Origin of the sequence: Paenibacillus agaridevorans, from assembly GCF_018604145.1 — a bacterium.
GTDB lineage: Bacteria > Bacillota > Bacilli > Paenibacillales > Paenibacillaceae > Pristimantibacillus > Pristimantibacillus agaridevorans.
Genome location: NZ_CP075889.1, coordinates 532,599 through 554,658, shown reverse-complemented (window position 1 = coordinate 554,658; position 22,060 = coordinate 532,599). Strand labels below are relative to the sequence as shown.

Here is a 22,060-nt window from a genome sequence, read left to right as displayed (position 1 = left end):
TAGCTATCTTACAAGATTAACTTGAGAGTGACTTTCCTGACTCCTCTTATTTGGAAATTTCCGGAGTAGTCAGTTGATCGTAGAAATCCACGCCATTGTCCTTGTTCTCGGAAGCGCGAAGCGCCATCGCGGAACGCGGATGCTCGTCGAGAATGCCCGTGATCATGTAAGGAATAATGTAACCCCATTCTTCCTTCTCGCGAAGCGGAATCATGTATTTCTCGATCATGTCCAGCACTGGACGCACGTTGTAGCGCGTATTTTGAAGCTGGGAGACGAGCAGTTCCGTGTTGCAGTTGCCCGCAGCGCGGCCCATGCCGTATACGGAAGCATCCAAAAGCTCTACGCCTTTGCCAGCAGCAAGAAGCGTATTGGCGAATGCCAGCTGCAAGTTGTTGTGGGCGTGAATGCCAAGACGTTTGTTCGGGAGATGCTGCTGGAATTTGTCCACCAGGTAGGTGAAGTCCTCAGGCTTCAGGCTGCCGTAAGAGTCTACGATGTAAACTACGTCAACTACGCTCTCGTTAATCGCCTGGAACGCTTCGATCAATTGGTTCTCCATGACATTGGACAATGCCATAATGTTAAGCGTCGTCTCGTAGCCGCGGTCGTGGAACACTTTTACCAGCTCAAGCGCCTTGTCTACGTCTTGAATGTAGCAGGCAACGCGGATCAGGTCCAGCAGGCTCTCGCTGCGGGGAAGGATATCGTTTTCGTCGACGCGCCCGATGTCAACAAGCGCGGACAGCTTCGTATTGCCTTTGTTTGGAATAACCTTCTTTAGGAAGTCGTCGTTAAGGAAACGCCATGGCCCGGCGTTCTCGGCGCCTTTGAGCAGCTTCGGAGAGTTTTTGTAGCCAATCTCCATACAATCGACTCCGGCTTCGTTAAGGCTATTATAAAGGTGCTGGACAAACTCGATGCTGAAATCCCAGTTGTTGACGAGTCCGCCATCGCGAATAGTACAGTCTACGATTTTGCAGTGACTTGTTTTCGATTGCATACGTACTGCTCCTTTGAATTGAACATGAGTTCATTTTTATCTACCATCATACTTGATAAGCCGCGGGAACGCAAAGAAAATATGTCGCTTTTTGCGATTTTTACGCTCCTCTTGTCCGAATAACTCCTCATTTACAAATGGATATTTTAACGCTAAAATATTATGTAAACAATAACGCTTAATTTCTCCTTCCAGGGAGAAAACGGGGGAACCAACGCGAACCGGTCGCATGCCTGCATGGACCGCACGCAGGGGGTGAATCCGGGGATTTGTGCCCCCGGTAGGGTTTTCTCTCTAACCCGAATCCGACAGCTAACCTCGTCAGCGGAAGAAGGAGAGATGAACATGTCTTTATTCCTGGAAAATTCTTCATTCCCCATCGAGCTGCCTCAGCATGTCAACATCAGCCGCATCGAACTATTCGTCATTCCCGCTCTCGCCGTCGACTCGACCGGATTTCGTGTATGTCTCAGGCTGACCAGCGATCTTGGCATCGGCTGGAGCGAACAATTCATCTGCGAGAACGACGCCAGCTTCGATCTGGAGCATTGGAGAGAGCTTCTTCAATCGTTCATTGGCCGCTTCCCGCTTACTTCGGTAACCGAACGTTTGACCGAAATTATTATGAGCAGAGGGGAATCCGACAAGCGGGTGTGTCAGATGTTCATCACCGGCATGGAGCAGATTCGGGAGATGGGCATGATGCCAGGCATCGGTTCTGTCACTGCCTTCCAGGCCGAGGAATCCGTGCTGCAACAACGCGCCGTCGCCTACCTGTCGCTGGATTAGGGATCGCTGCAAGTTGAATTTTCGGACTCCTTAATTCATGGAGCCGCGTAATGAAAAAGAGCCCGGGCACCATCCACGGTGGATGTTGTTCGGGCTCTTGGTCTGTACTTCTTGCCGTTAAGAACCGGTTGAGCGGTAATGCCTGACACCGATCCTCCATACCAGCAAGCATGGGAGCAGAAAAAACAGACCTCCGAAAGGCACCAGCATTCCTGTTACCCAGTTCCCCTCCTCTTTGTCCAGCAAATACATAAGGGGCAAATACGTCACGCACCCGAACGGGACGATAAACGTAAAGAACCGGGTCACCCACTTCTCATAGATCGTCAGCGGATATTGCGCCATCTCGCGGCCTCCGTCGGTGAACACGTTCGCGATCTCAATCGCTTGTATGGTCCAGAAGCAGAAAGTAGCCGCCAGGATAAAGATGCCCGTAAAGATCATCACGCCGTTAAATACCATAAAGAACAGCGTAATCGCCTTGGGAAAGCTCCATACTTGAGGCAGATTCGCGATGGACCAGATCAGCACAATCGTGCTCTGCAGCAAACGTCCGATACGCGTGAATTCGAACTTCGAACCCAGCACCTGGACGACAGTGCCGCGCGGCCTTACCAACAAACGGTCGAAGTCTCCGCTTGCGACCAGGCTGGAGAAGGCGTCGAATCCTCTGGCGAAGCATTCGCTAAGAGAAAACGACAAGTGAATGACCGCGAAGCAAAGCGTCACCTCGAAGAAACTCCAGCCCTCCAACTGCCCGAATCGCTCGAACATGAAATACAGCCCCCCGAACACCATAAACGGGATAAAAAATTGACCTATGCTTAGCAGCAAGAACGAGGCTCTGTACTGCAGTTGCGACTTGAGTTGAATATTCAAATAACGGAAATATAATGACATCGCGTTCTCCTCACCCTCCTTGCACAACGACGTTGCGAAGCGCCTTGCGCATCAGCCACATGCCGAACGCAGCCAATGCCGCTATCCAACCAAACTGTACGCCGATGCCGATTAGCGCTTCTTGCTGCGGGATATGTCCCGAATAGACGCGGAACGGGAAGTCTGTCGTCCAGCGAAACGGCAGCGCATACGTGATTCGCTGCAGCCACTCCGGCATAAGCGGCACAGGGATGACCATGCCCGCCAGAAACTCTCCCGCCACCGAGATCATAAGCATGGATCCCGTCGGCGACATCGTCCAGAATACCGAGATGTAAATCAGCATGGAAATCGCCACGACGAGAATCAAGCCAAGCAGCAGCGACACGACAAACAGCAGCAGCGCCGTCCAGCTTGGAGGAGCGCTTAGCCCGTAAGGCTCCGGCAGCAGAAACACAACCGTCGTAATGGGAAAGCAGCGAAGCACGGCGCCCGCCACCCTCTGGGCAAGCAGCTTGGAAAACCAGAACGGGTACAGCCCCATCGGCCTGCACAACTCGTATGCGATATTGCCGCTCGTAACCATGGCGAATATTTCGTTATCCCTGATCCACAACATAATTAAGGAAAGAAAAATTTGTTGGAGCCATACGTAAGTAATTAAGTCCTGAAGGGGAAAAGCAGTGGAATCCCCGCCGCCGCTTCTGTAGAAGGCCGCGAAGATCATAATGAAGACAAATCCGAAAAACAGCTGAGTGGCCATGCCGGCAAGCGCCGCCGCGCGGTATTGCATGCCGTTGATAAAGCGCAGCCGCCAGATCGAAACGTAGGCTCTCATATTTGATGCTCCTCATACAGCTGCACGATCATCTCGTCAATGTCCTTGGAGTCGACGCTGATATCCAACAGCTCGACCGATCCCGACAGCTGCGCAATGACGTCCGCCAGTACGACGGATTCCGTATCGAAACTGTATACGGCACGCTCTGTCGACCATTGCAGTCTCGTCGCGCCAGGAATATCGACCGGCTCCCCCGCGTATTCGCGGTAGTCTGCCGTAATCGTACGTCCTGTGCCGAAGCGGCTTCGCAGCTCTTCCAACGAACCATCATAAAGCAACGTTCCTTTGCCGATCATGAGAATCCGGTCCGCGAGCGCCTCGATATCGCTCATGTCATGCGTCGTCAGGATGACGGTGACGCCCCGCTCCTGATTGATCCTGCGAATAAAGCTTCTGACCGCAAGCTTGCTGACGGCATCCAGCCCGATCGTCGGTTCGTCGAGGAACAGAATCTTGGGGCTGTGGAGCAGCGATGCCGCAATCTCGCAGCGCATCCGCTGTCCGAGGCTAAGCTGCCTGACCGGAACGCCGAGCAGATCTGCGAGCGCAAGCATTTCCGTCAATACGGCCAGGTTTTCCCTGTACATCTCATCCGGAATCCGATAGATGTCGCGCAGCAGCTCGAAGGAGTCGATGACCGGGACATCCCACCAGAGCTGCGAGCGCTGGCCGAATACGACGCCGATATGCCGTACATAATCCGTTCTTTCCTTCCACGGCGTGTACCCCATGATGGAGCAGGTGCCGCCGTCCGGCACAAGAATGCCGCTCATCACCTTGATCGTCGTCGACTTCCCGGCGCCGTTTGGCCCGATATAACCGACGATCTCTCCTTCGTTGACCGTGAAGGAGATGTCTTTTAATGCTTCCACGATACGATGCTTGCGAACAAACAGCGCCTTCGCCGCCTGACGCAGCCCCGCGGTGCGCTCTGCTACCTTGAAGCTTTTGCCGATGCCAGTTAACTGAATAATACCTTTTTCCATAGTTGTAAGCGTTATCCTCCTGTTAGAGTCGGAAGAAGAATATATCTCATACGACGGAGGTTGTAAAGGGGTAATTTCAAAAAGTTTCGTGAACGATGGAATTTTATCCAATTTCATCGATTTTCGGATCCGTCTCGCGACATTTGCTTCGCGCGGCGGATTATGGGACTTCTCAGCTCTCTGCTACCCGATTTTTTCGGCTTGCAGCGTCCAGATCGACCTTCCCACCTGGCTGCATACCGAGTTTTCGAGCTCATGCACTGCAGACTGAAGACAAACTCCACTTCGCTAATTTAAAGTCTACTGCTGCGGAACAAGATCGCCCTGATGGGGAGATTGGCAAGCACAAGTTTTCGATCTGGCTCCAAACTCGCTCTCTTCTTCCATTCTTCATTTCCTTTTCTCCACCATTCATTTGCGTTTCACTGGCTTTGCCGGCACAATGGTGGCTTCATAGACGCTATAATTCGCCTTTGGACGCTAATCAGAGTTACTTTACGGTCCATCGCCGTTTTTAACGCCTACAGCGGCTCGTTTACCTACTTTTTGGTGCCAAAAGCGTTACTAACGCCTATACACAATAATCTGAGTTACTTTACGGTCCATCGGCGTTTTTAACGCCTACAGCGGCTCGTACGCCTACTTTTTGGAGCCATAAGCGTTACTAACGCCTATGGCTGCTAATTTGAGTTACTTTCCGGTCCATCGGCGTTTTTAACGCCTACAACTGCTCGTTCGCCTACTTTTTGGTGCCATTAGCGTTTCTGACGCTTATGGACGCTAATCTGAGTTACTTTCTGGTCCATCGGCGTTTTTAACGCCTACAGCTGCTCGTCCGCCTACTTTTTGGAGCCATAGACGTTTTTATCGCCTATAGACGCTGATTTGAGGAACTTTACGGTCCATCGGCGTTATTAACGCCTACAGCTGCTCGTTCGCCTCCTTTTTGGAGCCATAAGCGTTACTAACGCCTATGGCTGCTAAAAAGTGTTACTTCCTGCTGAAGCTCATTATCCACAGTCAAGTATGTCGTATACTTTCCTAAAAACAAAAAATCTCCAAGCGGAGTCATTATCCGCTCGGAGATATTACCTGCAATCTATTATCTAACCAGCCATCCGCCATCAACAGCTAGGATGTGGCCGTTCATGTAGTCGGATGCAGACGAAGCGAGGAAGACGGCCGGGCCGATCAGATCCTCGGACGTGCCCCAACGGCCGGCCGGGATGCGCTGCAGGATCTGCGTGCTGCGGACAGGATCTTCGCGCAGCGCTTCCGTGTTGTCCGTGCTCATGTAGCCCGGCGCGATCGCGTTCACTTGAAGTCCCTTGGCTGCCCACTCGTTTGCCAGCGCCTTCGTGAGGCCGGCAACCGCATGTTTGCTCGACGCGTAGCCCGGCACCGTAATGCCGCCTTGGTACGAGAGCATCGACGCGATATTGATAATTTTGCCGGAGCCTTGGGCAATCATATGTTTGCCCGCGAGTTGGCAAAGGACGAACACCGAATTCAGGTTGACGTCCATTACGTCCTGCCAGTCCTCATAGCTGTGCTCTACGGCAGGGGTACGGCGAATAATGCCCGCGTTGTTGACCAGGATGTCTACGCCTCCAAGCTCGTCTACCGTACGTTCAACTATGCCCGGAAGCTTGGTGCGATCGCCTACGTCCGCCTGAATCGTAATCGCTTTGCGTCCCATCTCCGCGATTTTTGCAGCGGACTTGTCCGCCGGCGTCCGGTTCGTGACCAGCGCCACATCGGCGCCCGCCTGGGCAAGTCCTAATGCGATAGCCTCGCCTAGCCCTCGGCCCGCTCCGGTCACGATCGCTTTTTTGCCCGTCAGATCAAATAAAGCCATTTGCCTACACCTTTCCTCTCGTTCGTTTTCCGCTAGCCGGAACCTCCGCCTTCATAATCGTCAGTCCCAGCGCTTCGTAACGCTCCTCCACTTCGGGCGAAATGCCGCCATCCGTTATGATGCAATGAACATCGTTTAACGCCGCATACGTAATAAGCGCGCCCCTGTCGAATTTGCTATGGTCCGCGACGACATACGTCCGCCTGGCGTTGTCGATATAAAGCCGCTTGAGCTTGGCCAGCTCTTCGGTAAAGATCGTAAGTCCGTATTCCGGATGAATGCCCGTCGTCGACAGAAACAGCTTGTGTACGTTAAGCCGGTTGATCCACTCCTGCGATTCTCCGCCGATGAGCAAGTTGTTATGGCGATACCCGCCGGGAACGACGAGCCGTATCGCATCCTTCATCGTCAGCTCTCGAATAATGAGCAGATCGTTCGTCAGCACCGTAAGCGGCATATTGGGCAATTGCCTCGCCAGCTCCAGCGTGGAGCTGCCCGCATCGAGCGCGATGATGTCGTTCGGTTCGATGCAGCTAAGCGCCAGGGTTGCGATAGCCGCCTTCTCCGCCTGATGTTTGGCATTCGGAATCTGAAGCGGCAGGAAGCTGTCCTCGCCTCCCTGCTCCAGTACCGCGCCGCCATGCGTCCGTTTGAGCAGGCCTTTCTCCTCAAGCTTCTCCAGATCCTCGCGGACCGTCTTCTCCGTTACCAAAAATAACTCGCTCAGCTCCGACACTTTAACCGCGCCGCTCTCGCCCAGCTTCTCGATGATTCTCCGATGGCGTTCTGCAGCAAGCATGGCGCCCCTCCTCCATTAAAGCTTCATGGAGCTATTCTACCACATAGGAATTTATAAGTTACCTGGGAAGAACTTCGATCGAATTTTTTTACTTCAGGCCGCTTGCCGGAACAACATCCATGTCCGTAAATGTGTAGTTCTCGCCGGCCATCGACCAGCAGAACGTGTAGTTGCTCGTGCCTACGCCGGAGTGGATCGACCATGGAGGCGAGATGATCGCCTGCTCGTTGCCCACGACCAGATGACGCGTTTGCGAAGGCTCGCCCATCATGTGGAAGACGCGAGTCTCTTCGGCCATATCGAAGTAGAGATAGGCTTCCATGCGGCGGTCATGCACGTGGGAAGGCATCGTGTTCCATACGCTGCCCGTCTGCAGGCTTGTTACGCCCAGCATCAGCTGGCAGCTTTGAATGCCGTCGGCATGAATGTATTTGTACAGGACGCGCTCGTTGGATGTCTCTTGCGCACCCAAATTAAGCGGGTTCGCTTCTTCGCGCGTCATCTTGCGGGTAGGCAGCTCGGCATGAGCCAACGCAGAACAGAAGTACAGCTTGGCCGGATTCGCGGAATCCTTGCTCGCCAGCTTCACATCGCGTTTGCCTTTGCCAACGTACAGCACGTCCAGCTTGTCCAGCTCGTACGCTTCGCCGTCCACCGTAATAATGGCAGGACCGCCAATGCTGAGAAAGCCGATCTCGCGGCGTTCCAGGAAATATTCCGTGCGAAGCGCGTCGCCGGCATCCAGAGCAATCTCTTCGCCAACTGGCTGAGCGCCGCCTACTACCATGCGGTCATAATGCGTGTAAGTCATGTTGAGCTTGTTCGGCTCGAACAGGCTTTCGATCAGAAACTCCTGGCGCAGTCTCTCCGTATCGTATTGTTTTACATCGGTTGGGTTGGTCGTATGACGAATATCCATGAATGAATAGCCTCCTTAGGATTTTGTCCGGCATCTTCGCACGATCTGGCGCTAAACATACCGAAAACGTTTGTTTTTGTTCATTTATAATCATAACACACATTTTCGAACTTAAATAGACCCCTTTTTGTCGACTAAGATACAAGGCGTACTTCGTAGTGGGAATCGAATCTTTTGAACATCCTCTTTAAAAGAAATTCACTTCCAAAAAATAAATGGAAGCGGAATGGCCTTCGAAGAGACCTATCCCGCTTCCATCGCTATCTTGATAAAGACTGATGATCAGGCTTGAGCAGCAAGCTCCTTGATCCATACGGCCATCTCGCCTTTGCCCCTGTTCGCCCAGGCATAATAGGGGATAAACGTGACGGAAGCCGGCACCGTCGTCCTTGCCTCGTCCGCTCTGTACAACGCCGAACCCCAGCCCTGTTGCCCGCTGTCGTCATCGGCCAGTCGGCATGCAGCTCCTTGCACCGTCATGATGCCGCCTAGCAGATCAGCACGCCACTGGGCTTCTAGAGCAGTACCGGCTGCCAACATGATACCGCCAAGCTGAGAGCCGTTGTCCGCCTCCTCCAGACAATAAACAAGCGGGCCGCGCTGCAGCGCAATCTTGCCGACATTGTAACGCACAAGCGGATGACTTCTAATGCGCTGTACCGGTATCTCGAAGACGATATCCAACACATCGCCGTCCTGCCAGTGCCGGCGAAGCCGGATAAAGCCGTTCTCGACCGGCAGTCCCGATAACGTCTCGCCATTCAGCCTCACGGATACAGACGGACTCCAACCTGGCATGCGTATTGCCAGCTCGAATTCAAGCGATCCGTCCAGCTTGATTTCATAGCCGGTCTCGCCGCTCCAGGGTAAACTGGAACGCTGCTTGAGACCAAGCGAGCCGCCGCTCAGATCGAAGGCAGCTTCCCCGCCAATAAACAGATTGGAATAGATGACATCGCCATGAACGGTATAGACATAATCGCCAAGCGAAGCCAGCAGCCGCGCGATGTTCGGCGGGCAGCATGCACATCCGAACCATTCTTGACGTACCGGCTTCACATGGTTGAAGCCAGGATTCCCTCCTTCGCACACATGAGGGGCTGCCTCCAACGGATTGACGTAGAAAAAGCTGCGCCCATCCTGCGCCATGCCCGCAAGCACCGTGTTGTAGAGCGCGCGCTCCATGACGTCGGCGAACTCACCCCTGGGCTTCAGATCCATCATTCGTTTGGCAAAAAAAATCAAGCCAATCGATGCGCATGTCTCCGCATAGGCGGTATCGTTAGGCAAGTCATAATCTACGGAAAACGCCTCTCCTGCAGCCGTCGCGCCGATGCCGCCCGTTACGTACATTTGGCGTTCCGTGATGTTGCGCCATAGCCTCTCGCACGCTTCCGCGAGCGCAACATCCCCCGTCGCCTTCGCCACGTCCGCCATCCCGGCGCACATATAGACGACGCGCACCGCGTGGCCGACGGCGACCGACTGCTCCCGAACGGGAAGATGCGCCTGAAAGTACGCATGGTTGATCTTGCCGATCTCGCCTTTATGCCAATGCGTTGTCCGGCCGCGGCGTTCCGCTTCCGCTTCGAAGAAACTCGGCGAATTGCCCCGCTCGTCGATGAAATACCGCGCAAGCGCCATATAGCCGTCGTTGCCGGTCGCGCGGGCCAGCTTTGCCAGCGCCAGCTCGACCTCCTGATGGCCGTCGTAGCCCGGTATTTGGCCCGGACCGTTCCCGAACGTCTCGCCGATCAGGTCGGCGAATCGGCATGCGATGTCCAGCAGCGCGGTCTTGCCCGTAGCCTCGTAATAAGACACCGCCGCTTCCATCAGATGGCCCGCGCAATACAGCTCGTGGCATTCCGTCAAATTCGTAAATCGTTTGCCCGGCTCCTTCAGCGCGTAGAACGTGTTCAGATAACCGTCCGCTTCCTGCGCCCTCTCTATTGTGGCGATCAGCTCGTCCGCAACGGCCTCAAGCTCCGGCTCCCGTCTCTCCCGCAGCAAGTATCCGACCGCCTCCAGCCACTTGTACAAATCGCTGTCCTGGAACACAAACCCGCTGAATTCCGCTTCCAGTTCTCCTGCTGCAGCCTTCATATTTCGTACAGCGCGGCTTGGCTCGGCTCCTTCCACCCTGTCGTTCAGCGCTTCCCATTGATAAGGAACGACCACGTTGCGTACAAGATCGCGATATCCGTTCCAGAAAACATCGTCCACCTTCACGTTATTTCCAATGGGCGTAAAAATTCTATTCGTACCAACCATTTCAATCCACCCTTTCGCGCACTTTGTGATTTAATCGTTTTCATCCTTCTTAGTTATATTGTAATGACGGTTACTGCGTAATAAAATCAATAAAAGCAACCATTCGCTTACTCGATTTCACACTCCAATGAATAAAATTAAAAGCTAGAGGAGGCTGCCGCGGTCATGTCATCCATCATCAGTATTGCCGTCCCCCCGTTGCCCTATTGTCTGGAGAGCGGCAAAACGATCTATCAGCCTGGAGATGCCCATCCCAACCGAACCGCCCTCGGCGTATTCGATTTCATCGCGGTGGAATCCGGCACGTTATTTATCGGAGAGGAAGAGCAGCAATGGAGCCTGACGGAAGGCCAGTGCGTGTTGCTCCTGCCGGATCGGACCCATTACTCCGTGAAAGGCGCGGAAGAGCGGACCGTGTTCTATTGGGTTCATTTCCACGTGCCGGCTTCTTGGTCCTTATCGGAGGATGCGCAGGCCCCCATGCCAAGTCACGAGCCGCACAAGCAACAATATTTGACGGCGCCGTATTTTCTCCAAATCCGTCAAAGCTGGACGTTGCCGTATCCGGAGCAGGCATTTCGGCTAATGTCCAAGCTGAACGAGGCAGCGTCGGAGAAGCAGTCCCGTTCTTTCTGGACTCGCCAGCAGACGTTCGAGGAGCTGCTGCGCCTGCTGGATTTGCGGCAGCACGAAGGTTACGCGAGCCCTGCCGTCATGGTCGCCGAGAACGCGGAAGCTTACCTGAAAGCCCACTACCGTTCTCCCGTAACGGGGGAGATGCTATCTGCCGCGCTCAACTTTCATTACAATTACATCACGCGCTGCATGAAAAGCGTATTCGGCCAGACGCCCATGGAATATCTAATGGAACTCCGGCTGGAGCAAGCAAGGCTTTTGCTGCTAAAGACGGACTGGCCCGTCTCCGAGATCTCCGCCAGCGTCGGCTTCGAGCATGTCCCTTATTTCACGACCCGCTTTACAAGGGCCCACGGCCTTGCTCCCACCAGATTCCGCGACAGGTACCGCACGCACTTCTAGCCCTTCGTTGCAGCCCCTCTTTCTACCCTGTTGCATCGGTCGTGCTTCTGTGCGACAATGGCGAACAACAGAAACCGCGGGACTTGCATGTTTTGCACGCACGCTCCGCGCAGGAGGTTTCCGCCAGCCATGTCCATCCGATTCCGATTGCTGCTCTCTTTCTCGTCCGTCGTCCTCTTGTCCGTCGTTTTGTTCGTCGCGGCCGCCTACCTGCTCTCGGTAGCCGTCACGGGAGACTTCCGGAGCATCGGCAGCTTCTACCGCATCCATTATTCGCTTCATCCGCTGTCCGGCGAAGAAGAGAACATTTTCCTGGAACTCAAATATTTGGCCAAGCACGATCCCGGACAACTGCGCGACCCGGAGCTTCTCGAGAGCTACGACATGACGCTCAAAATGGTGTATTCCCTTAGCTACAAGGGCAAACAATCATTCGAAATCGACTCCAATCACGACCTGCTCGTCCTGAACAATGTTCGCCAGGTAACGGCCGATACGATCGAGGCAGTATCATCCCGCGAGGACGGCATCATCGACTACGGCTACATTATTTCGGCCTATGCGGGAGGCAGAGGGGCCAATGCGGCGATACTGGATGAGGAAAACCGACTAAACGGCAAGCCGATGTCCATCATCTCCTCGCTGGCGACGCGGAAGGCTACTCTCACGCCGGAAGCCGGCGAGCCGATCGAAGTGAGCTATGTAGGTTTCACGCAATCAACGGATGGCAAGCAGGAGCCTAAATTCCGACTGCCGCAAGGCCAAACGCTGAAATCCGGTGTCCGGTACACGTTGACGTCCGACTGGTTCGAGCTAAAGGAAAACGAGTTCGTGGCCTCCGAATTCCAGCCGTTGACGATCGCATCCGCAGAAGCGCAGGACGAGAAGACGCTCCTCGTTACTTGTCGGAAGATCCCGGCGATGAACTGTTCGCTTACCGATCCGTCCAATTAAAGGGTGCCAACAGCTCCGTTTTATCCGCGCAGTACAAAGTTCAGACGCGCAAGGGCGCCACAGGCACGTTCGAGATCCAGAATGATGGCAAACTTACGGCTGGTGTAGCGTACGAAGTTGTGCCGGTCGGCAGCTGGTCCGTCTCCGAACAAGTTACCGTGACGCTCGACAACTAATCCTTCCTTTTTCAATCTTCAAAGCCGATTCGCGCCCTTGGAGGGCCGGATCGGCTTTGTTCGTTCTCGTTTAGAAAAGGACGCCGGGTAAGCGGAATCTAACGGACATCACCGGGGCTAATTGCCTGGTTTTTGTCCAAACACCAAGGGATCAGAATCTATCGGACATCAGCGACGCTATTTGCCCGTTTTTTGTCCAAAACAAATTCTAACAGACAGGAATGACGTTATGGAATCGCAATCAAGCAATTTGGCGGGCTGAAGATGCAGATAAGGTCGTCTATGAGGCTGTCTATTAATTGTGCAAAGGTGAAATTGCGGGCAAGAGCCCGGTAAGAAATGGACGGGAGCAACTGTAACGGAAATGAAAGGCGTTATTACAGCAAAAAGCCGCACTTTGCAAATCTAACGGAACTGACAGCTCTTATGATGGGCAAAAGTCCGCGGTTTGCCTGGATTTCTCACGAATAACGTCGCCGAGTTCCGTTAAATTTTAAAATCACGCCAAAAGATCCATATAAGGGCCCTTATTTCCGTTAGCACGTTGGCGATGATGGATTGCAGCTTCATTTCCGGCTTTGCACACAATGAATCGACAGCAAACAAAATCGAAGAATAGTGTCTTTTTTGTCCGTTAGCCGTGGGACGTGTGAGCGTGAACCGTGGGACGTGGTACGTGAACCGGGGTGCGGAGGTGTGGGAACGTGAGGACGTGGGACCACGAGCATTTGAGATCTCCGATCGCCAGCCAATGGCGATTGTGCTCCATTTATTCTTATATCCGCTTTTTCCTTTAATCCGTTTATGAAAACATAATAAATAAATTATTGAATATTTATTAGTAATACTGTATATTTATACAGTAATACTGAATAAACGGAGGGATCGGCAATGGAACAAGTATTATCCGGGCAACCCTCGACGGCCGCAAGCACGACCGCCGAACTGCTTCAGGCAGCCCGCAAGCATCTATTATTTACCGCCAATCGGCCCGAAATCGTCATGGCTTCCGGTCAAGGCATGTATATACAAGATACGGAAGGACGATCCTATATAGACTTTGTCGGCGGTTGGGCAGTCAACGCGCTGGGCCATTCCCCGGCTGTTCTTCGCGAGGCGCTGACGGAACAGGCTTCCCGGCTCGTGCTGGCCAGTCCCGCCTACTTCAACGAGCCGATGATTCGGTTCGCAGAGCTGCTGACGGACATCAGCGGCATGGACAAAGTATTCTTCGGCAGCACCGGAGCGGAAGCAAACGAATGCGCCGTGAAGCTTGCGCGTAAGCATGGCGCTCTCCATCTGGACGGCGCGCACGAAATCATCACGATGCGGAACAGCTTCCATGGCCGGACGCTTGCCATGATGTCCGCAACCGGCAAGCAGCAGTGGGAAAGCTTGTTCGAGCCGAAGGTTCCCGGGTTTATCCATGTGCCTATGGGAGACCTCGACGCCTGCTTCTCCGCCGTGTCCAACCGGACGTGCGCCATCATGCTGGAGCTCGTGCAAGGCGAAGGCGGCGTGCATGCCGTCGACGAAGCGTACTTGTTCGGACTTCGCAAAATATGCGACATGTACGGCATCGCGCTGATCTTCGACGAGGTGCAAACGGGACTCGGCCGGACGGGCAAGCTGTTCGCCTGGGAGCATTACGGCATCAAGCCGGATATCATGACGCTGGGCAAAGGAATCGGCGGCGGCTACCCCCTGTCGGCTACGCTCGCCGTCGACAAGTTCAACCTCTTCGAGCCGGGCGACCAAGGCGGTACGTATATCGGCCAGCCGCTTGGCATGGCTGTGGGCTATGCCGTCGTACACGAGCTGCTGGATCGCCGTCTGACGGAGAACGCGCAGCGGCAAGGCGGCTACCTGCTCGGGAAGCTCCGCCTGCTGGAGTCGCATAATCTCGTCCGTAATCCGCGCGGGCTTGGGCTGCTGGCCGCCTTCGACATGCCGAACGGATTGGCGGCTAAGCTGGCCGCGCGCTGCATGGAGCTGGGACTGCTCGTTAACGTGACGGGCGAATCGACGATTCGGCTCATGCCGCCTCTGATCGCGGAGCAGCGGCATATCGACGAGATGGCGGATATTCTAACCGCCGCCCTGCTTGATATTTCTTAGCATGTTGGAAAAGCCCCTTCGCATACCTTAGTTACGGTTATTTCGAGAAGGCGAAGGGGCGAATGACGGATGATTGGACGAATACCGTCGGCGAGAAACAAGGGTTATGTCATTGTGGTGGTGCAAGCATGGCAATGGAAGGAATTTTTTGCGTTCGAGCTTTTAGGGGGACTTGCCTTTTATCTTGTGGGCAAAGTTATGGCTCAAGCCGAATGGTTCTGCATCGCCGCCAATGTAGCAGGACCTCAAATGCTCAAATACACAAACAGCGTCTTTCGCGGACCGTCCTGATGGGCGTTCCTGAAAGACGCTGTTTCGTATCTATTTAAGAGGTTGTTCAAAAAGTCCGCTTTCCATTACGAAGTAATCCTAGTAGCCTACTCGACGTCGAATATCGAATTCAGCCGAACCTTCCGGTGCTCACGTAGCTTCCACTACGCTCCGCTCCTCAGGTTCTAGCTTCATTCGATCTTCTCGATACTGATAATCGAACTTTTTGAACATGTACTTTAAGATTGCCGTCTTAGTCGAAGAGCTTAGGCATTGACCGCCTGTCGATCTAGAAGCCGAAATACGCTTTCGCGTTGCGGTAAGAGACGTTTTCCGCGATAGATCCCAAAAGCTCTGGATCGTTCGGCGCTTCTCCGCTTTCTACCCATTCGCCGAGCAGATTGCAGAGCAGACGACGGAAATATTCGTGCCGCGTATAGGAGAGGAAGCTGCGGGAATCCGTCAGCATGCCGACGAACCGGCTCAGCAAACCAAAGTTCGCGAGCGAATTCATCTGATCCAACATGCCGTTTTTCGTATCGTTGAACCACCAGGCCGAACCCAGCTGAATCTTGCCCGGCACGCCTCCGCCTTGGAAGCTGCCCATCAGCGCCGCAAGCACTTCGTTGTCCCGCGCGTTCAAGGAATACAGAATCGTTTTCGGCAGCGCGTCGTCTCCGTCAAGCTCGTCCAAGAGTCGCGTAAGCGGCCCTGCGACCGGGGCATCTCCGATGGAGTCGAAGCCCGTATCCGGCCCCAGCTTGCCGAACATGCGGCGATTGTTGTTGCGCGAAGCATTGATATGAAGCTGCATCGCCCAGCCCAGCTCCGCGTACAAGCGGCCCATGAACAGGAACGTGAACGTTTTGTATTGCTTCTCTTCCTCGAGCGTAACGGCTTCTCCGTTCAGCGCTTTCGCAAAGATTGCTGCGGCCTCTTCGGCCGTCGTCTCCGCGTAAGGAACGTAATCGAAGGCGTGATCAGACACGCGGCAGCCGACTTCGTGGAAGAAGCGGATTCGGGACTCCAACGCCGCCAGAAGTTCGGAATAATCCTTGATCGTAACCCCCGCGGCTTCTCCGAGCTGCCCGATCCAGCCGAGGAACGTCGGCCGGTTGATCTCCAGCGCCTTGTCGGGTCGGAACGATGGCAGGACAAGCGTATCGAAGCCGTCGAGCTCCTTGATCAGCTTATGATATTCCAGCGAATCGACTGGATCGTCGGTCGTACAGATGACCTCGACGCCGGACTTCCTGATCAGATCGCGTGCTTTAAATTCTCCCGTCGCCAGCTGCGCGTTCACTTTCTCCCAGATGACGGGAGCATTTTCTTCGTTAAGGAGCTCCTCCAAGCCAAAGAACCGGCGCAGTTCCAGATGCGACCAATGGTAGAGCGGATTGCCGATCGTCTGCGGCACCGTCTTCGCCCAGGCGAGGAACCGATCGTAATCGGAAGCGCCTTCGCCCCCCGTTACCAGACGCTCCTCCACGCCGTTCGCGCGCATCGACCGCCACTTGTAATGATCGCCGTAGAGCCAAGCCTCCGTAATGGTGGAGAAGCTTGTGTTCTCGTAGATTTGCTGCGGACTAAGATGGCAATGATAATCGATGATAGGAAGATTCTTTACCCGGTTATGGTACAACTGCACCGCCGTCTCGTTATTTAGCAGAAAGTTATCGTCCAAAAATGGCTTCAAACGTATCCCTCCTTTTATCGTTTCATTAGGACTGGTGGAATTTCACCAAAGTATCAACCTGTACGGCTTGCCCCGTCTGAATGGAACGGTTTGCGGCGATGCCGGTCAGAATCGATCTTGCGCCGTCCACATGGTTCGCCGCGCGGCGGAAGCGATCTTCCTTCGGCACGCCGAACAGATCGTTAAGCAGCACGGGGTCGCCGCCGCCATGGCCGCCCTTGCCTTCTTCGACTTCAACGGTGTAAGGCGTTCCGAACATCGGGAATACGTTCAGCGTCTTGCCGATGACAGCCCCTTCAAGCGCCTTGTCGCCGCCGGAGTTGACGTAAGACTGTTCAATAATGCTCATCTCGATGCGGCCTTTCGTACCGTTAAACGCGATACGGTAACCTTCCCAAGGCATATAGGCATTTAAAGAATAAGTAAGAATAGCGTTGTTTTTATATTTGACGAGCACGCCCATCGTATCTTCGATGTTGATTCCGTCGCCGAATACGCTCTGATCGCGACGGTAGCCGTCTTCGTGCTCGGCGTCAAGGTACATGGCTTTCAGATGGTCGTTGCTGTCCAGATGCAGCGCGAAAGGATCTTCCTTCGCATTGGCGTTGCCCGTGGCGCGCTCATAGAACTTCGTCTCGCCGCGGCCTTCCGCGTTCTCCCTGCCGTAGAACAACAAGTCGCCGTAGGCGAATACGGATTCAGGCTCCGAACCGATCCAGAAGTTGACGAGATCGAAGTGATGCGTCGACTTGTGGACGAGCAGGCCGCCGCTGTTGTTTTTGTTGCGGTGCCATCTGCGGAAGTAGTCCGCGCCGTGCTGCGTGTTGAGCAGCCATTCGAAGTGTACGGAGGTCACTTTGCCGATGACTCCGCTGTCAATAAGCTCGCGCGCTTTTGTATGATGCGGCGCATATCGATAGTTGAACGTCACGCGGACGTTCCGGCCCGTACGCTCTACCGCGTCCAGAATCTCCTGGCATTTTTTCTCGTCCACGGTCATCGGCTTTTCGGTGATGACGTCGCAGCCGAGCTCCAATGCGCGGATGATATACGTATGATGCGTGCGGTCAACGCTTGTCACAATAACGGCGTCCGGCTTCTCTGCTTCAATCATCTCGTCGAAGCGGTCGGCGGCATACGTGCGCACCGGCTCGTAATCGTATTTGGTCACGAGCATTTTGTTGGCGTATTCCATACGCGTCAAGTTCAGATCACAGAACGCGACAAGCTGGGAAGTTTCCTTAAAGTCCTTGGCAATTGCGCCGTAAAAAAACTCCGCGCGTCCGCCTGTTCCGACCAGTACATATCTTTTTTTCGTCATATGATTATCCTCCTAGTTATCGCATATGCATTCTCATCTTCATCTTACAGCAAGGAAATGCTATAATACTTGTCAATTAATGCTCAAATTGCATCAAACCACGCAAATCTTGCGAAAAGAGGAGATCTCTTATGGCCGCTCTATCCGATTACGTCAGCTTCGGCGATCCCGCCAAACTTTATATCGAATATATGAAACGAACCGAACCGTACACGATGACAATCGATCACTTCCATCCTTATTACGAGGTGTATTACTTGCTGTCCGGCAGCCGAATCTATTTCATTGAGGACCGCTCCTATTTCGTGGAGCAAGGCGACCTTGTCTTTATCGGCAAAGAGATGCTTCATCGAACGATGCAGACCGGGGACGCCCGTCACGAACGGCTGATTCTTCACTTCTCGGATGAATGGCTGCGCGGTCTTGGCGCCGAGCTGTCCGGGATGTTCGGCGCGTTATTCTCCCCGGAGATCCGCGTGCTGAGGCTGCCCCGGCAAGAGAGCCTTGCCGCCGAGGCGTCCGTCCGGGCCATGCGTCTTGAGGCAGACGTTCGCGAGACGGGCTACCACCTGGCGATCCGCAATGCCGCGGCAAGTCTGCTGCTTCTGTGCGGACGCTACTCGGCAAGCCATCAGCCGGAGCCGTTCCAGCACGTCTCCCCTCTCCATGCCAAAATATCGGAGATCGTCCGTTACATTAACGGACATTACGACGAGTCGCTGCGGCTTGCTGATCTGTCCGAGCGCTTCTTCATCAGCCCGCATTATCTTAGCCGCATGTTCAAGGAAGTGACGGGTTTCGCATTTACGGATTACGTTGTGCTGACGCGGGTAAAGGAGGCTCAGCGCCTGCTCCGCGAGTCGGAGCTTACCGTCTCCGCGGTGGCGGAGCGTGTCGGCTTCGATAATTTCTCTCACTTTGGCAAGACGTTCAAAAAGATCTCCTCCGTATCGCCAAGAGAGTATCGAAAATCAATGTCGCAATTTTAAACTCAAACAGTCGTTTTTTCACACTTATATTGGGATAATAAATATGGTAAATTTGTTTTGTTGTCATAAATTTGCATGTATCAGTCTGTGGTCAGGCGACCCAAAGGAGACGATGAAATGTTGAGAATCGGTAAAATTAGCTACTGGCACGTACATGCCTGGGATTATACAAATCAGGCTTTAAAACATCCGGACACGGTCATGGCCGCTGTGTGGGACGAGAACGAGGAGCGCGGTCGTGCCGCTGCCGAGAAGCTAGGCGTACCGTTTTATGCCAATCTGGACGATATGCTGACGAGCGGAGAAATCGACGCCGTCATCGTTGACGCGCCGACGAATCGCCATACGGAGGTTATGCTCGCCGCGGCTGCGGCCGGCAAACATATTTTCACGGAGAAGGTTGTCGCGCCTACGCTTAAAGAAGTAAATCGGATTCTGAAAGCGGTTGACGACAACGGCTTGAAGCTGACCGTATCTCTGCCTCGTCTGAACGATGGTTACACGCTGGCCATTCGCGAGCTTCTGGAGGAGGAAGCCTTGGGGCAAATTACGCAAGTTCGCGTCAGACTATCCCATAACGGCGCGCTTGCTAATTGGCTGCCGGAACACTTCTATAGTCTGGAGCAATGCGCCGGCGGCGCGCTGATCGATCTGGGCTGCCACCCGATGTATCTAACCCGACTCTTCCTTGGCGAATTGCCATCCGAGGTGTCGGCCCAATTCGGTTATGTGACGGGTCGCGAAGTAGAGGACAACGCGGTTGCTCTGGTACGTGGAGCAGGCGGCGCGATCGGCATCGTGGAAGCCGGATTCGTCAATCCGCATTCGCCGTTCTCCATCGAAGTGCATGGAACGAAGGGTTCCCTGTTCTACGGCACGCCGGAGAACAAGCTGTTGGTTCGCACAGGCGACGATCAGGCCTGGCAGTCGGTCGAGATTCCTGCCAACCGCGAAAGCGCCTTCGAGCAGTGGGTCGGGCATGTTCAGAACGGCACGACGGCGGACGAAAACATCGCCTACGCACGCGAGCTGACGATGCTGATGGAAGCGGCGGGACGCTCCAATTCCGAGGGACGCGCCGTGCGTCTGGACGAGTTGGAAGGGTAACTCCCCGTGGCAACGGTATTCCCCTACTCCGTCATGAGCGAGCGGCCCGATGCGCTGGAACGTCTCGATCTTCGATTTCAGTGGGGACCGTACGATATCCACGTGCTCCGATTTCATTTGACCTATTTTCCAGCGGGACGCTCTGTCGCGTTTCACAAGCATGCGGAATATGAGTTTCATTTTATTCCCAGGGGCAAGGGCAAGGTGATTCTGGTCGATCAAGAGTATTCGCTAAAGCCTGGCTTATTCTACTTGACAGGTCCTGGCGTCATGCATTATCAAGAGGCGGGCGAACGCGAGGGAATGGATGAGTTGTGTCTGCATATCGACATCGTGGAACGAATTGCCGCCGACGGCGAGGATGAAGACTTGGAGTGGGCCGAGGCTCGTTCTTGCATAGGCAAGCTGAAGGCTCTCCCCTTGTTCCCTGCGCTGGATACACATGATGCGATGCGCTGTTTCCTGAACGCGTACGAAGCCTGCAACGAATATTATGCGGGCAGCTATACGACGATCAAGCAGAATGTTATTCAAATTTTACTGCGCTCCGTCCGCGCCTATGATACAGTAAATGAGACAAGACTTCTTCCTACGAAAGATATGAAGGCTTACCGGTACCAGCTTGCGGTGGAATTTATGCAAGCCAACTACGGCGGCCCGCTGTCACTCGAGGAAGTTGCGGAGAAGCAACGTCTAAGCGCTCGTCAAATGCAAAGGCTGTTCAAGGAAATGAACCGGGACGGAGAGCATACGTTCAGCCGCGTGCTGGAAGATATAAGGCTCTCGGCCGTCTGCCGGGAATTGTCCGAGGGCGTCAAGTCGATTGAGGAGATCGCAACGATGACGGGTTTCTCCACAAGCAATTACTTGCATGCCGTATTCCGCAAGCGGTACGGCATGACTCCATCCGATTATCGGAAACAAACCATTACGGGAGGCTAATTTTTATGTCCAAAACGTACAACATTGCCATTATTGGCTGCGGAGGCATCGCAAACGGCAAGCATATGCCAAGCTTGAAGAGATTAAACAATGTGGCAATGGTCGCATTCTGCGATATCGTGGAGCATCGCGCTATTGAAGCAGCGGCCAAATACGGCGCGGAAGGCGCCAAAGTATACACGGATTACACGGAGCTTCTGAAGGACGAGTCCATCGATATCGTTCATGTCTGCACGCCGAACGACTCCCATGCCGATATCGCGATCGCCGCGCTGGAAGCCGGCAAACATGTTATGAGCGAGAAGCCGATGGCTAAGACGGCTCACGACGCTGGCCGCATGCTGGAAGCTGCCAAACGTACAGGCAAAAAGCTGACGGTCGGCTACAACAACCGCTTCCGTCCCGACAGCCAAATCCTCAAGCAAATCTGCGAAGCAGGCGAGCTCGGCGAAGTGTATTACGCCAAGGCGCACGCGATTCGTCGCCGCGCCGTTCCGACATGGGGCGTATTCTTGGACGAAGAGAAACAAGGCGGCGGCCCGCTTATCGATATCGGCACGCACGCGCTTGACCTTACGCTGTGGATGATGGACAACTACAAGCCGAAGGTCGTGCTTGGCCAGGCTTATCACAAGCTGTCCGGCCGCGCTAATTCCGCTAATGCCTGGGGTCCATGGGATCCGGCGCTCTTTACGGTAGAAGACTCCGCATTCGGTATGATCGTCATGGAGAACGGCGCTACCATCGTCCTGGAATCCAGCTGGGCGCTGAACACGCTGGAAGTTGACGAAGCGAAATGTACGCTGAGCGGTACCGAAGGCGGAGCCGACATGAAGGGCGGTCTTCGCATCAACGGCGAACAGCACAGCCGCTTGTTCACGAAGGAGATCGACCTGAACGCGGGCGGCGTAGCCTTCTACGAGGGCAAGTCCGAGAAGGATTCCGATCTGGAGATGAGACTGTGGATCAAGGCGATCGACGAAGATACGGAGCCTGTCGTCACGCCGGAGCAAGCTTACGTGGTTTCCCAGATCCTCGAAGCGATCTACGAGTCCTCGAAGACGGGCAAAGCGATCTATTTCTAAGCCGTATATTTTTCGGCTG

20 protein-coding genes and 1 riboswitch are annotated in these 22,060 nt (G+C 54.2%); of the genes, 10 read left to right on the top strand and 10 right to left on the bottom strand.

Translation table 11 applies throughout. From position 1 onward, the window contains the following. Positions 1 to 46: 46 nt before the first annotated feature. The gene (locus tag KJW29_RS02245; protein WP_214628593.1) at positions 47 to 1,003 is read right to left on the bottom strand and encodes an aldolase catalytic domain-containing protein; all 957 of its coding nucleotides are present in this window, start codon (positions 1,001 to 1,003) and stop codon (positions 47 to 49) included. A 165-nt stretch (positions 1,004 to 1,168) separates the two neighbouring features. Continuing rightward, positions 1,169 to 1,345: riboswitch (cyclic di-AMP (ydaO/yuaA leader) on the top strand. A gap of 3 nt (positions 1,346 to 1,348) precedes the next feature. Here KJW29_RS02245 and KJW29_RS02240 point away from each other — a divergent pair. Further along, positions 1,349 to 1,792, top strand: coding sequence for a hypothetical protein (locus KJW29_RS02240; RefSeq protein ID WP_087566848.1), 444 nt, complete (start codon positions 1,349 to 1,351; stop codon positions 1,790 to 1,792). Positions 1,793 to 1,909: 117 nt separating this feature from the next. Here KJW29_RS02240 and KJW29_RS02235 read toward each other — a convergent pair whose 3' ends face one another. The 7 genes from KJW29_RS02235 to KJW29_RS02205 form a co-directional block, all read right to left on the bottom strand. Continuing rightward, complete coding sequence (locus tag KJW29_RS02235) at positions 1,910 to 2,692, bottom strand: ABC transporter permease (protein ID WP_214628592.1); 783 nt, start codon at positions 2,690 to 2,692, stop codon at positions 1,910 to 1,912. A gap of 10 nt (positions 2,693 to 2,702) precedes the next feature. Then, the gene (locus KJW29_RS02230; protein ID WP_108991985.1) at positions 2,703 to 3,509 is read right to left on the bottom strand and encodes an ABC transporter permease; all 807 of its coding nucleotides are present in this window, start codon (positions 3,507 to 3,509) and stop codon (positions 2,703 to 2,705) included. Next, positions 3,506 to 4,498: an ABC transporter ATP-binding protein gene (locus KJW29_RS02225; protein ID WP_214628591.1), complete on the bottom strand. Its 993-nt coding sequence runs from the start codon at positions 4,496 to 4,498 to the stop codon at positions 3,506 to 3,508. Before KJW29_RS02225 ends, KJW29_RS02230 begins: the two co-directional genes overlap by 4 nt. Positions 4,499 to 5,600: 1,102 nt before the next feature. Further along, positions 5,601 to 6,356 carry a 2-dehydro-3-deoxy-D-gluconate 5-dehydrogenase KduD gene (gene kduD / locus KJW29_RS02220; RefSeq protein ID WP_108991983.1) on the bottom strand — a complete coding sequence of 252 codons (756 nt, stop codon included), beginning with the start codon at positions 6,354 to 6,356 and terminating at the stop codon, positions 5,601 to 5,603. Between the two features lie 4 nt (positions 6,357 to 6,360). Next, positions 6,361 to 7,155, bottom strand: coding sequence for a DeoR/GlpR family DNA-binding transcription regulator (locus KJW29_RS02215; RefSeq protein WP_214628590.1), 795 nt, complete (start codon positions 7,153 to 7,155; stop codon positions 6,361 to 6,363). 88 nt (positions 7,156 to 7,243) lie between these two features. Next, complete coding sequence (gene kduI / locus KJW29_RS02210; RefSeq protein ID WP_087566854.1) at positions 7,244 to 8,074, bottom strand: 5-dehydro-4-deoxy-D-glucuronate isomerase; 831 nt, start codon at positions 8,072 to 8,074, stop codon at positions 7,244 to 7,246. Positions 8,075 to 8,356: 282 nt separating this feature from the next. Continuing rightward, positions 8,357 to 10,345 (bottom strand): glycoside hydrolase family 127 protein, encoded by a 1,989-nt coding sequence (locus tag KJW29_RS02205; RefSeq protein ID WP_214628589.1) that lies wholly within the window; start codon positions 10,343 to 10,345, stop codon positions 8,357 to 8,359. Between the two features lie 165 nt (positions 10,346 to 10,510). Here KJW29_RS02205 and KJW29_RS02200 point away from each other — a divergent pair, with 165 nt between their 5' ends. The 5 genes from KJW29_RS02200 (at position 10,511) to KJW29_RS02180 (ending at position 14,922) form a co-directional block, all read left to right on the top strand. Further along, positions 10,511 to 11,383: an AraC family transcriptional regulator gene (locus tag KJW29_RS02200; protein ID WP_214628588.1), complete on the top strand. Its 873-nt coding sequence runs from the start codon at positions 10,511 to 10,513 to the stop codon at positions 11,381 to 11,383. A gap of 129 nt (positions 11,384 to 11,512) precedes the next feature. After that, positions 11,513 to 12,337 (top strand): hypothetical protein, encoded by an 825-nt coding sequence (locus KJW29_RS35905; RefSeq protein WP_246608548.1) that lies wholly within the window; start codon positions 11,513 to 11,515, stop codon positions 12,335 to 12,337. After that, the gene (locus tag KJW29_RS02190; RefSeq protein WP_214628587.1) at positions 12,286 to 12,513 is read left to right on the top strand and encodes a hypothetical protein; all 228 of its coding nucleotides are present in this window, start codon (positions 12,286 to 12,288) and stop codon (positions 12,511 to 12,513) included. The genes KJW29_RS35905 and KJW29_RS02190 overlap by 52 nt, the downstream gene beginning before the upstream one ends. 891 nt (positions 12,514 to 13,404) lie before the next feature. Then, complete coding sequence (locus tag KJW29_RS02185) at positions 13,405 to 14,631, top strand: aspartate aminotransferase family protein (protein WP_214628586.1); 1,227 nt, start codon at positions 13,405 to 13,407, stop codon at positions 14,629 to 14,631. A gap of 69 nt (positions 14,632 to 14,700) precedes the next feature. Beyond that, positions 14,701 to 14,922 (top strand): hypothetical protein, encoded by a 222-nt coding sequence (locus KJW29_RS02180; RefSeq protein ID WP_214628585.1) that lies wholly within the window; start codon positions 14,701 to 14,703, stop codon positions 14,920 to 14,922. A gap of 268 nt (positions 14,923 to 15,190) precedes the next feature. On the opposite strand, the gene uxaC is transcribed toward KJW29_RS02180, so the two are convergent. Continuing rightward, the gene (gene uxaC / locus KJW29_RS02175; RefSeq protein WP_214628584.1) at positions 15,191 to 16,597 is read right to left on the bottom strand and encodes a glucuronate isomerase; all 1,407 of its coding nucleotides are present in this window, start codon (positions 16,595 to 16,597) and stop codon (positions 15,191 to 15,193) included. A 25-nt stretch (positions 16,598 to 16,622) separates the two neighbouring features. Next, positions 16,623 to 17,918, bottom strand: a complete 1,296-nt coding sequence (locus KJW29_RS02170; RefSeq protein ID WP_214628583.1) for a Gfo/Idh/MocA family oxidoreductase — start codon at positions 17,916 to 17,918, stop codon at positions 16,623 to 16,625. Between the two features lie 131 nt (positions 17,919 to 18,049). On the opposite strand from KJW29_RS02170, the gene KJW29_RS02165 reads away from it, so the two are divergent. The 4 genes from KJW29_RS02165 to KJW29_RS02150 all read left to right on the top strand — a co-directional run bounded on the left by KJW29_RS02165 (position 18,050) and on the right by KJW29_RS02150 (position 22,041). Beyond that, on the top strand, positions 18,050 to 18,907 hold the full coding sequence (locus tag KJW29_RS02165) for a helix-turn-helix domain-containing protein (protein ID WP_214628582.1): 858 nt from the start codon (positions 18,050 to 18,052) through the stop codon (positions 18,905 to 18,907). A 117-nt stretch (positions 18,908 to 19,024) separates the two neighbouring features. Next, entirely contained in the window at positions 19,025 to 20,014 is a 990-nt protein-coding gene (locus tag KJW29_RS02160) for a Gfo/Idh/MocA family protein (protein ID WP_214628581.1), read from the top strand. Positions 20,015 to 20,020: 6 nt separating this feature from the next. After that, positions 20,021 to 20,956 (top strand): helix-turn-helix domain-containing protein, encoded by a 936-nt coding sequence (locus tag KJW29_RS02155; protein ID WP_246608547.1) that lies wholly within the window; start codon positions 20,021 to 20,023, stop codon positions 20,954 to 20,956. Between the two features lie 5 nt (positions 20,957 to 20,961). Next, entirely contained in the window at positions 20,962 to 22,041 is a 1,080-nt protein-coding gene (locus KJW29_RS02150) for a Gfo/Idh/MocA family protein (protein WP_108991975.1), read from the top strand. Positions 22,042 to 22,060 lie beyond the last annotated feature (19 nt).

Bases quoted from the DNA above. Each gene is read 5' to 3' on its own strand.
- KJW29_RS02245 (WP_214628593.1), bottom strand. From the start codon at position 1,003: ATGCAATCGAAAACAAGTCACTGCAAAATCGTAGACTGTACTATTCGC.
- KJW29_RS02240 (WP_087566848.1), top strand. From the start codon at position 1,349: ATGTCTTTATTCCTGGAAAATTCTTCATTCCCCATCGAGCTGCCTCAG.
- KJW29_RS02235 (WP_214628592.1), bottom strand. From the start codon at position 2,692: ATGTCATTATATTTCCGTTATTTGAATATTCAACTCAAGTCGCAACTG.
- KJW29_RS02230 (WP_108991985.1), bottom strand. From the start codon at position 3,509: ATGAGAGCCTACGTTTCGATCTGGCGGCTGCGCTTTATCAACGGCATG.
- KJW29_RS02225 (WP_214628591.1), bottom strand. From the start codon at position 4,498: ATGGAAAAAGGTATTATTCAGTTAACTGGCATCGGCAAAAGCTTCAAG.
- kduD (WP_108991983.1), bottom strand. From the start codon at position 6,356: ATGGCTTTATTTGATCTGACGGGCAAAAAAGCGATCGTGACCGGAGCG.
- KJW29_RS02215 (WP_214628590.1), bottom strand. From the start codon at position 7,155: ATGCTTGCTGCAGAACGCCATCGGAGAATCATCGAGAAGCTGGGCGAG.
- kduI (WP_087566854.1), bottom strand. From the start codon at position 8,074: ATGGATATTCGTCATACGACCAACCCAACCGATGTAAAACAATACGAT.
- KJW29_RS02205 (WP_214628589.1), bottom strand. From the start codon at position 10,345: ATGGTTGGTACGAATAGAATTTTTACGCCCATTGGAAATAACGTGAAG.
- KJW29_RS02200 (WP_214628588.1), top strand. From the start codon at position 10,511: ATGTCATCCATCATCAGTATTGCCGTCCCCCCGTTGCCCTATTGTCTG.
- KJW29_RS35905 (WP_246608548.1), top strand. From the start codon at position 11,513: ATGTCCATCCGATTCCGATTGCTGCTCTCTTTCTCGTCCGTCGTCCTC.
- KJW29_RS02185 (WP_214628586.1), top strand. From the start codon at position 13,405: ATGGAACAAGTATTATCCGGGCAACCCTCGACGGCCGCAAGCACGACC.
- KJW29_RS02180 (WP_214628585.1), top strand. From the start codon at position 14,701: ATGATTGGACGAATACCGTCGGCGAGAAACAAGGGTTATGTCATTGTG.
- KJW29_RS02170 (WP_214628583.1), bottom strand. From the start codon at position 17,918: ATGACGAAAAAAAGATATGTACTGGTCGGAACAGGCGGACGCGCGGAG.
- KJW29_RS02165 (WP_214628582.1), top strand. From the start codon at position 18,050: ATGGCCGCTCTATCCGATTACGTCAGCTTCGGCGATCCCGCCAAACTT.
- KJW29_RS02160 (WP_214628581.1), top strand. From the start codon at position 19,025: ATGTTGAGAATCGGTAAAATTAGCTACTGGCACGTACATGCCTGGGAT.
- KJW29_RS02150 (WP_108991975.1), top strand. From the start codon at position 20,962: ATGTCCAAAACGTACAACATTGCCATTATTGGCTGCGGAGGCATCGCA.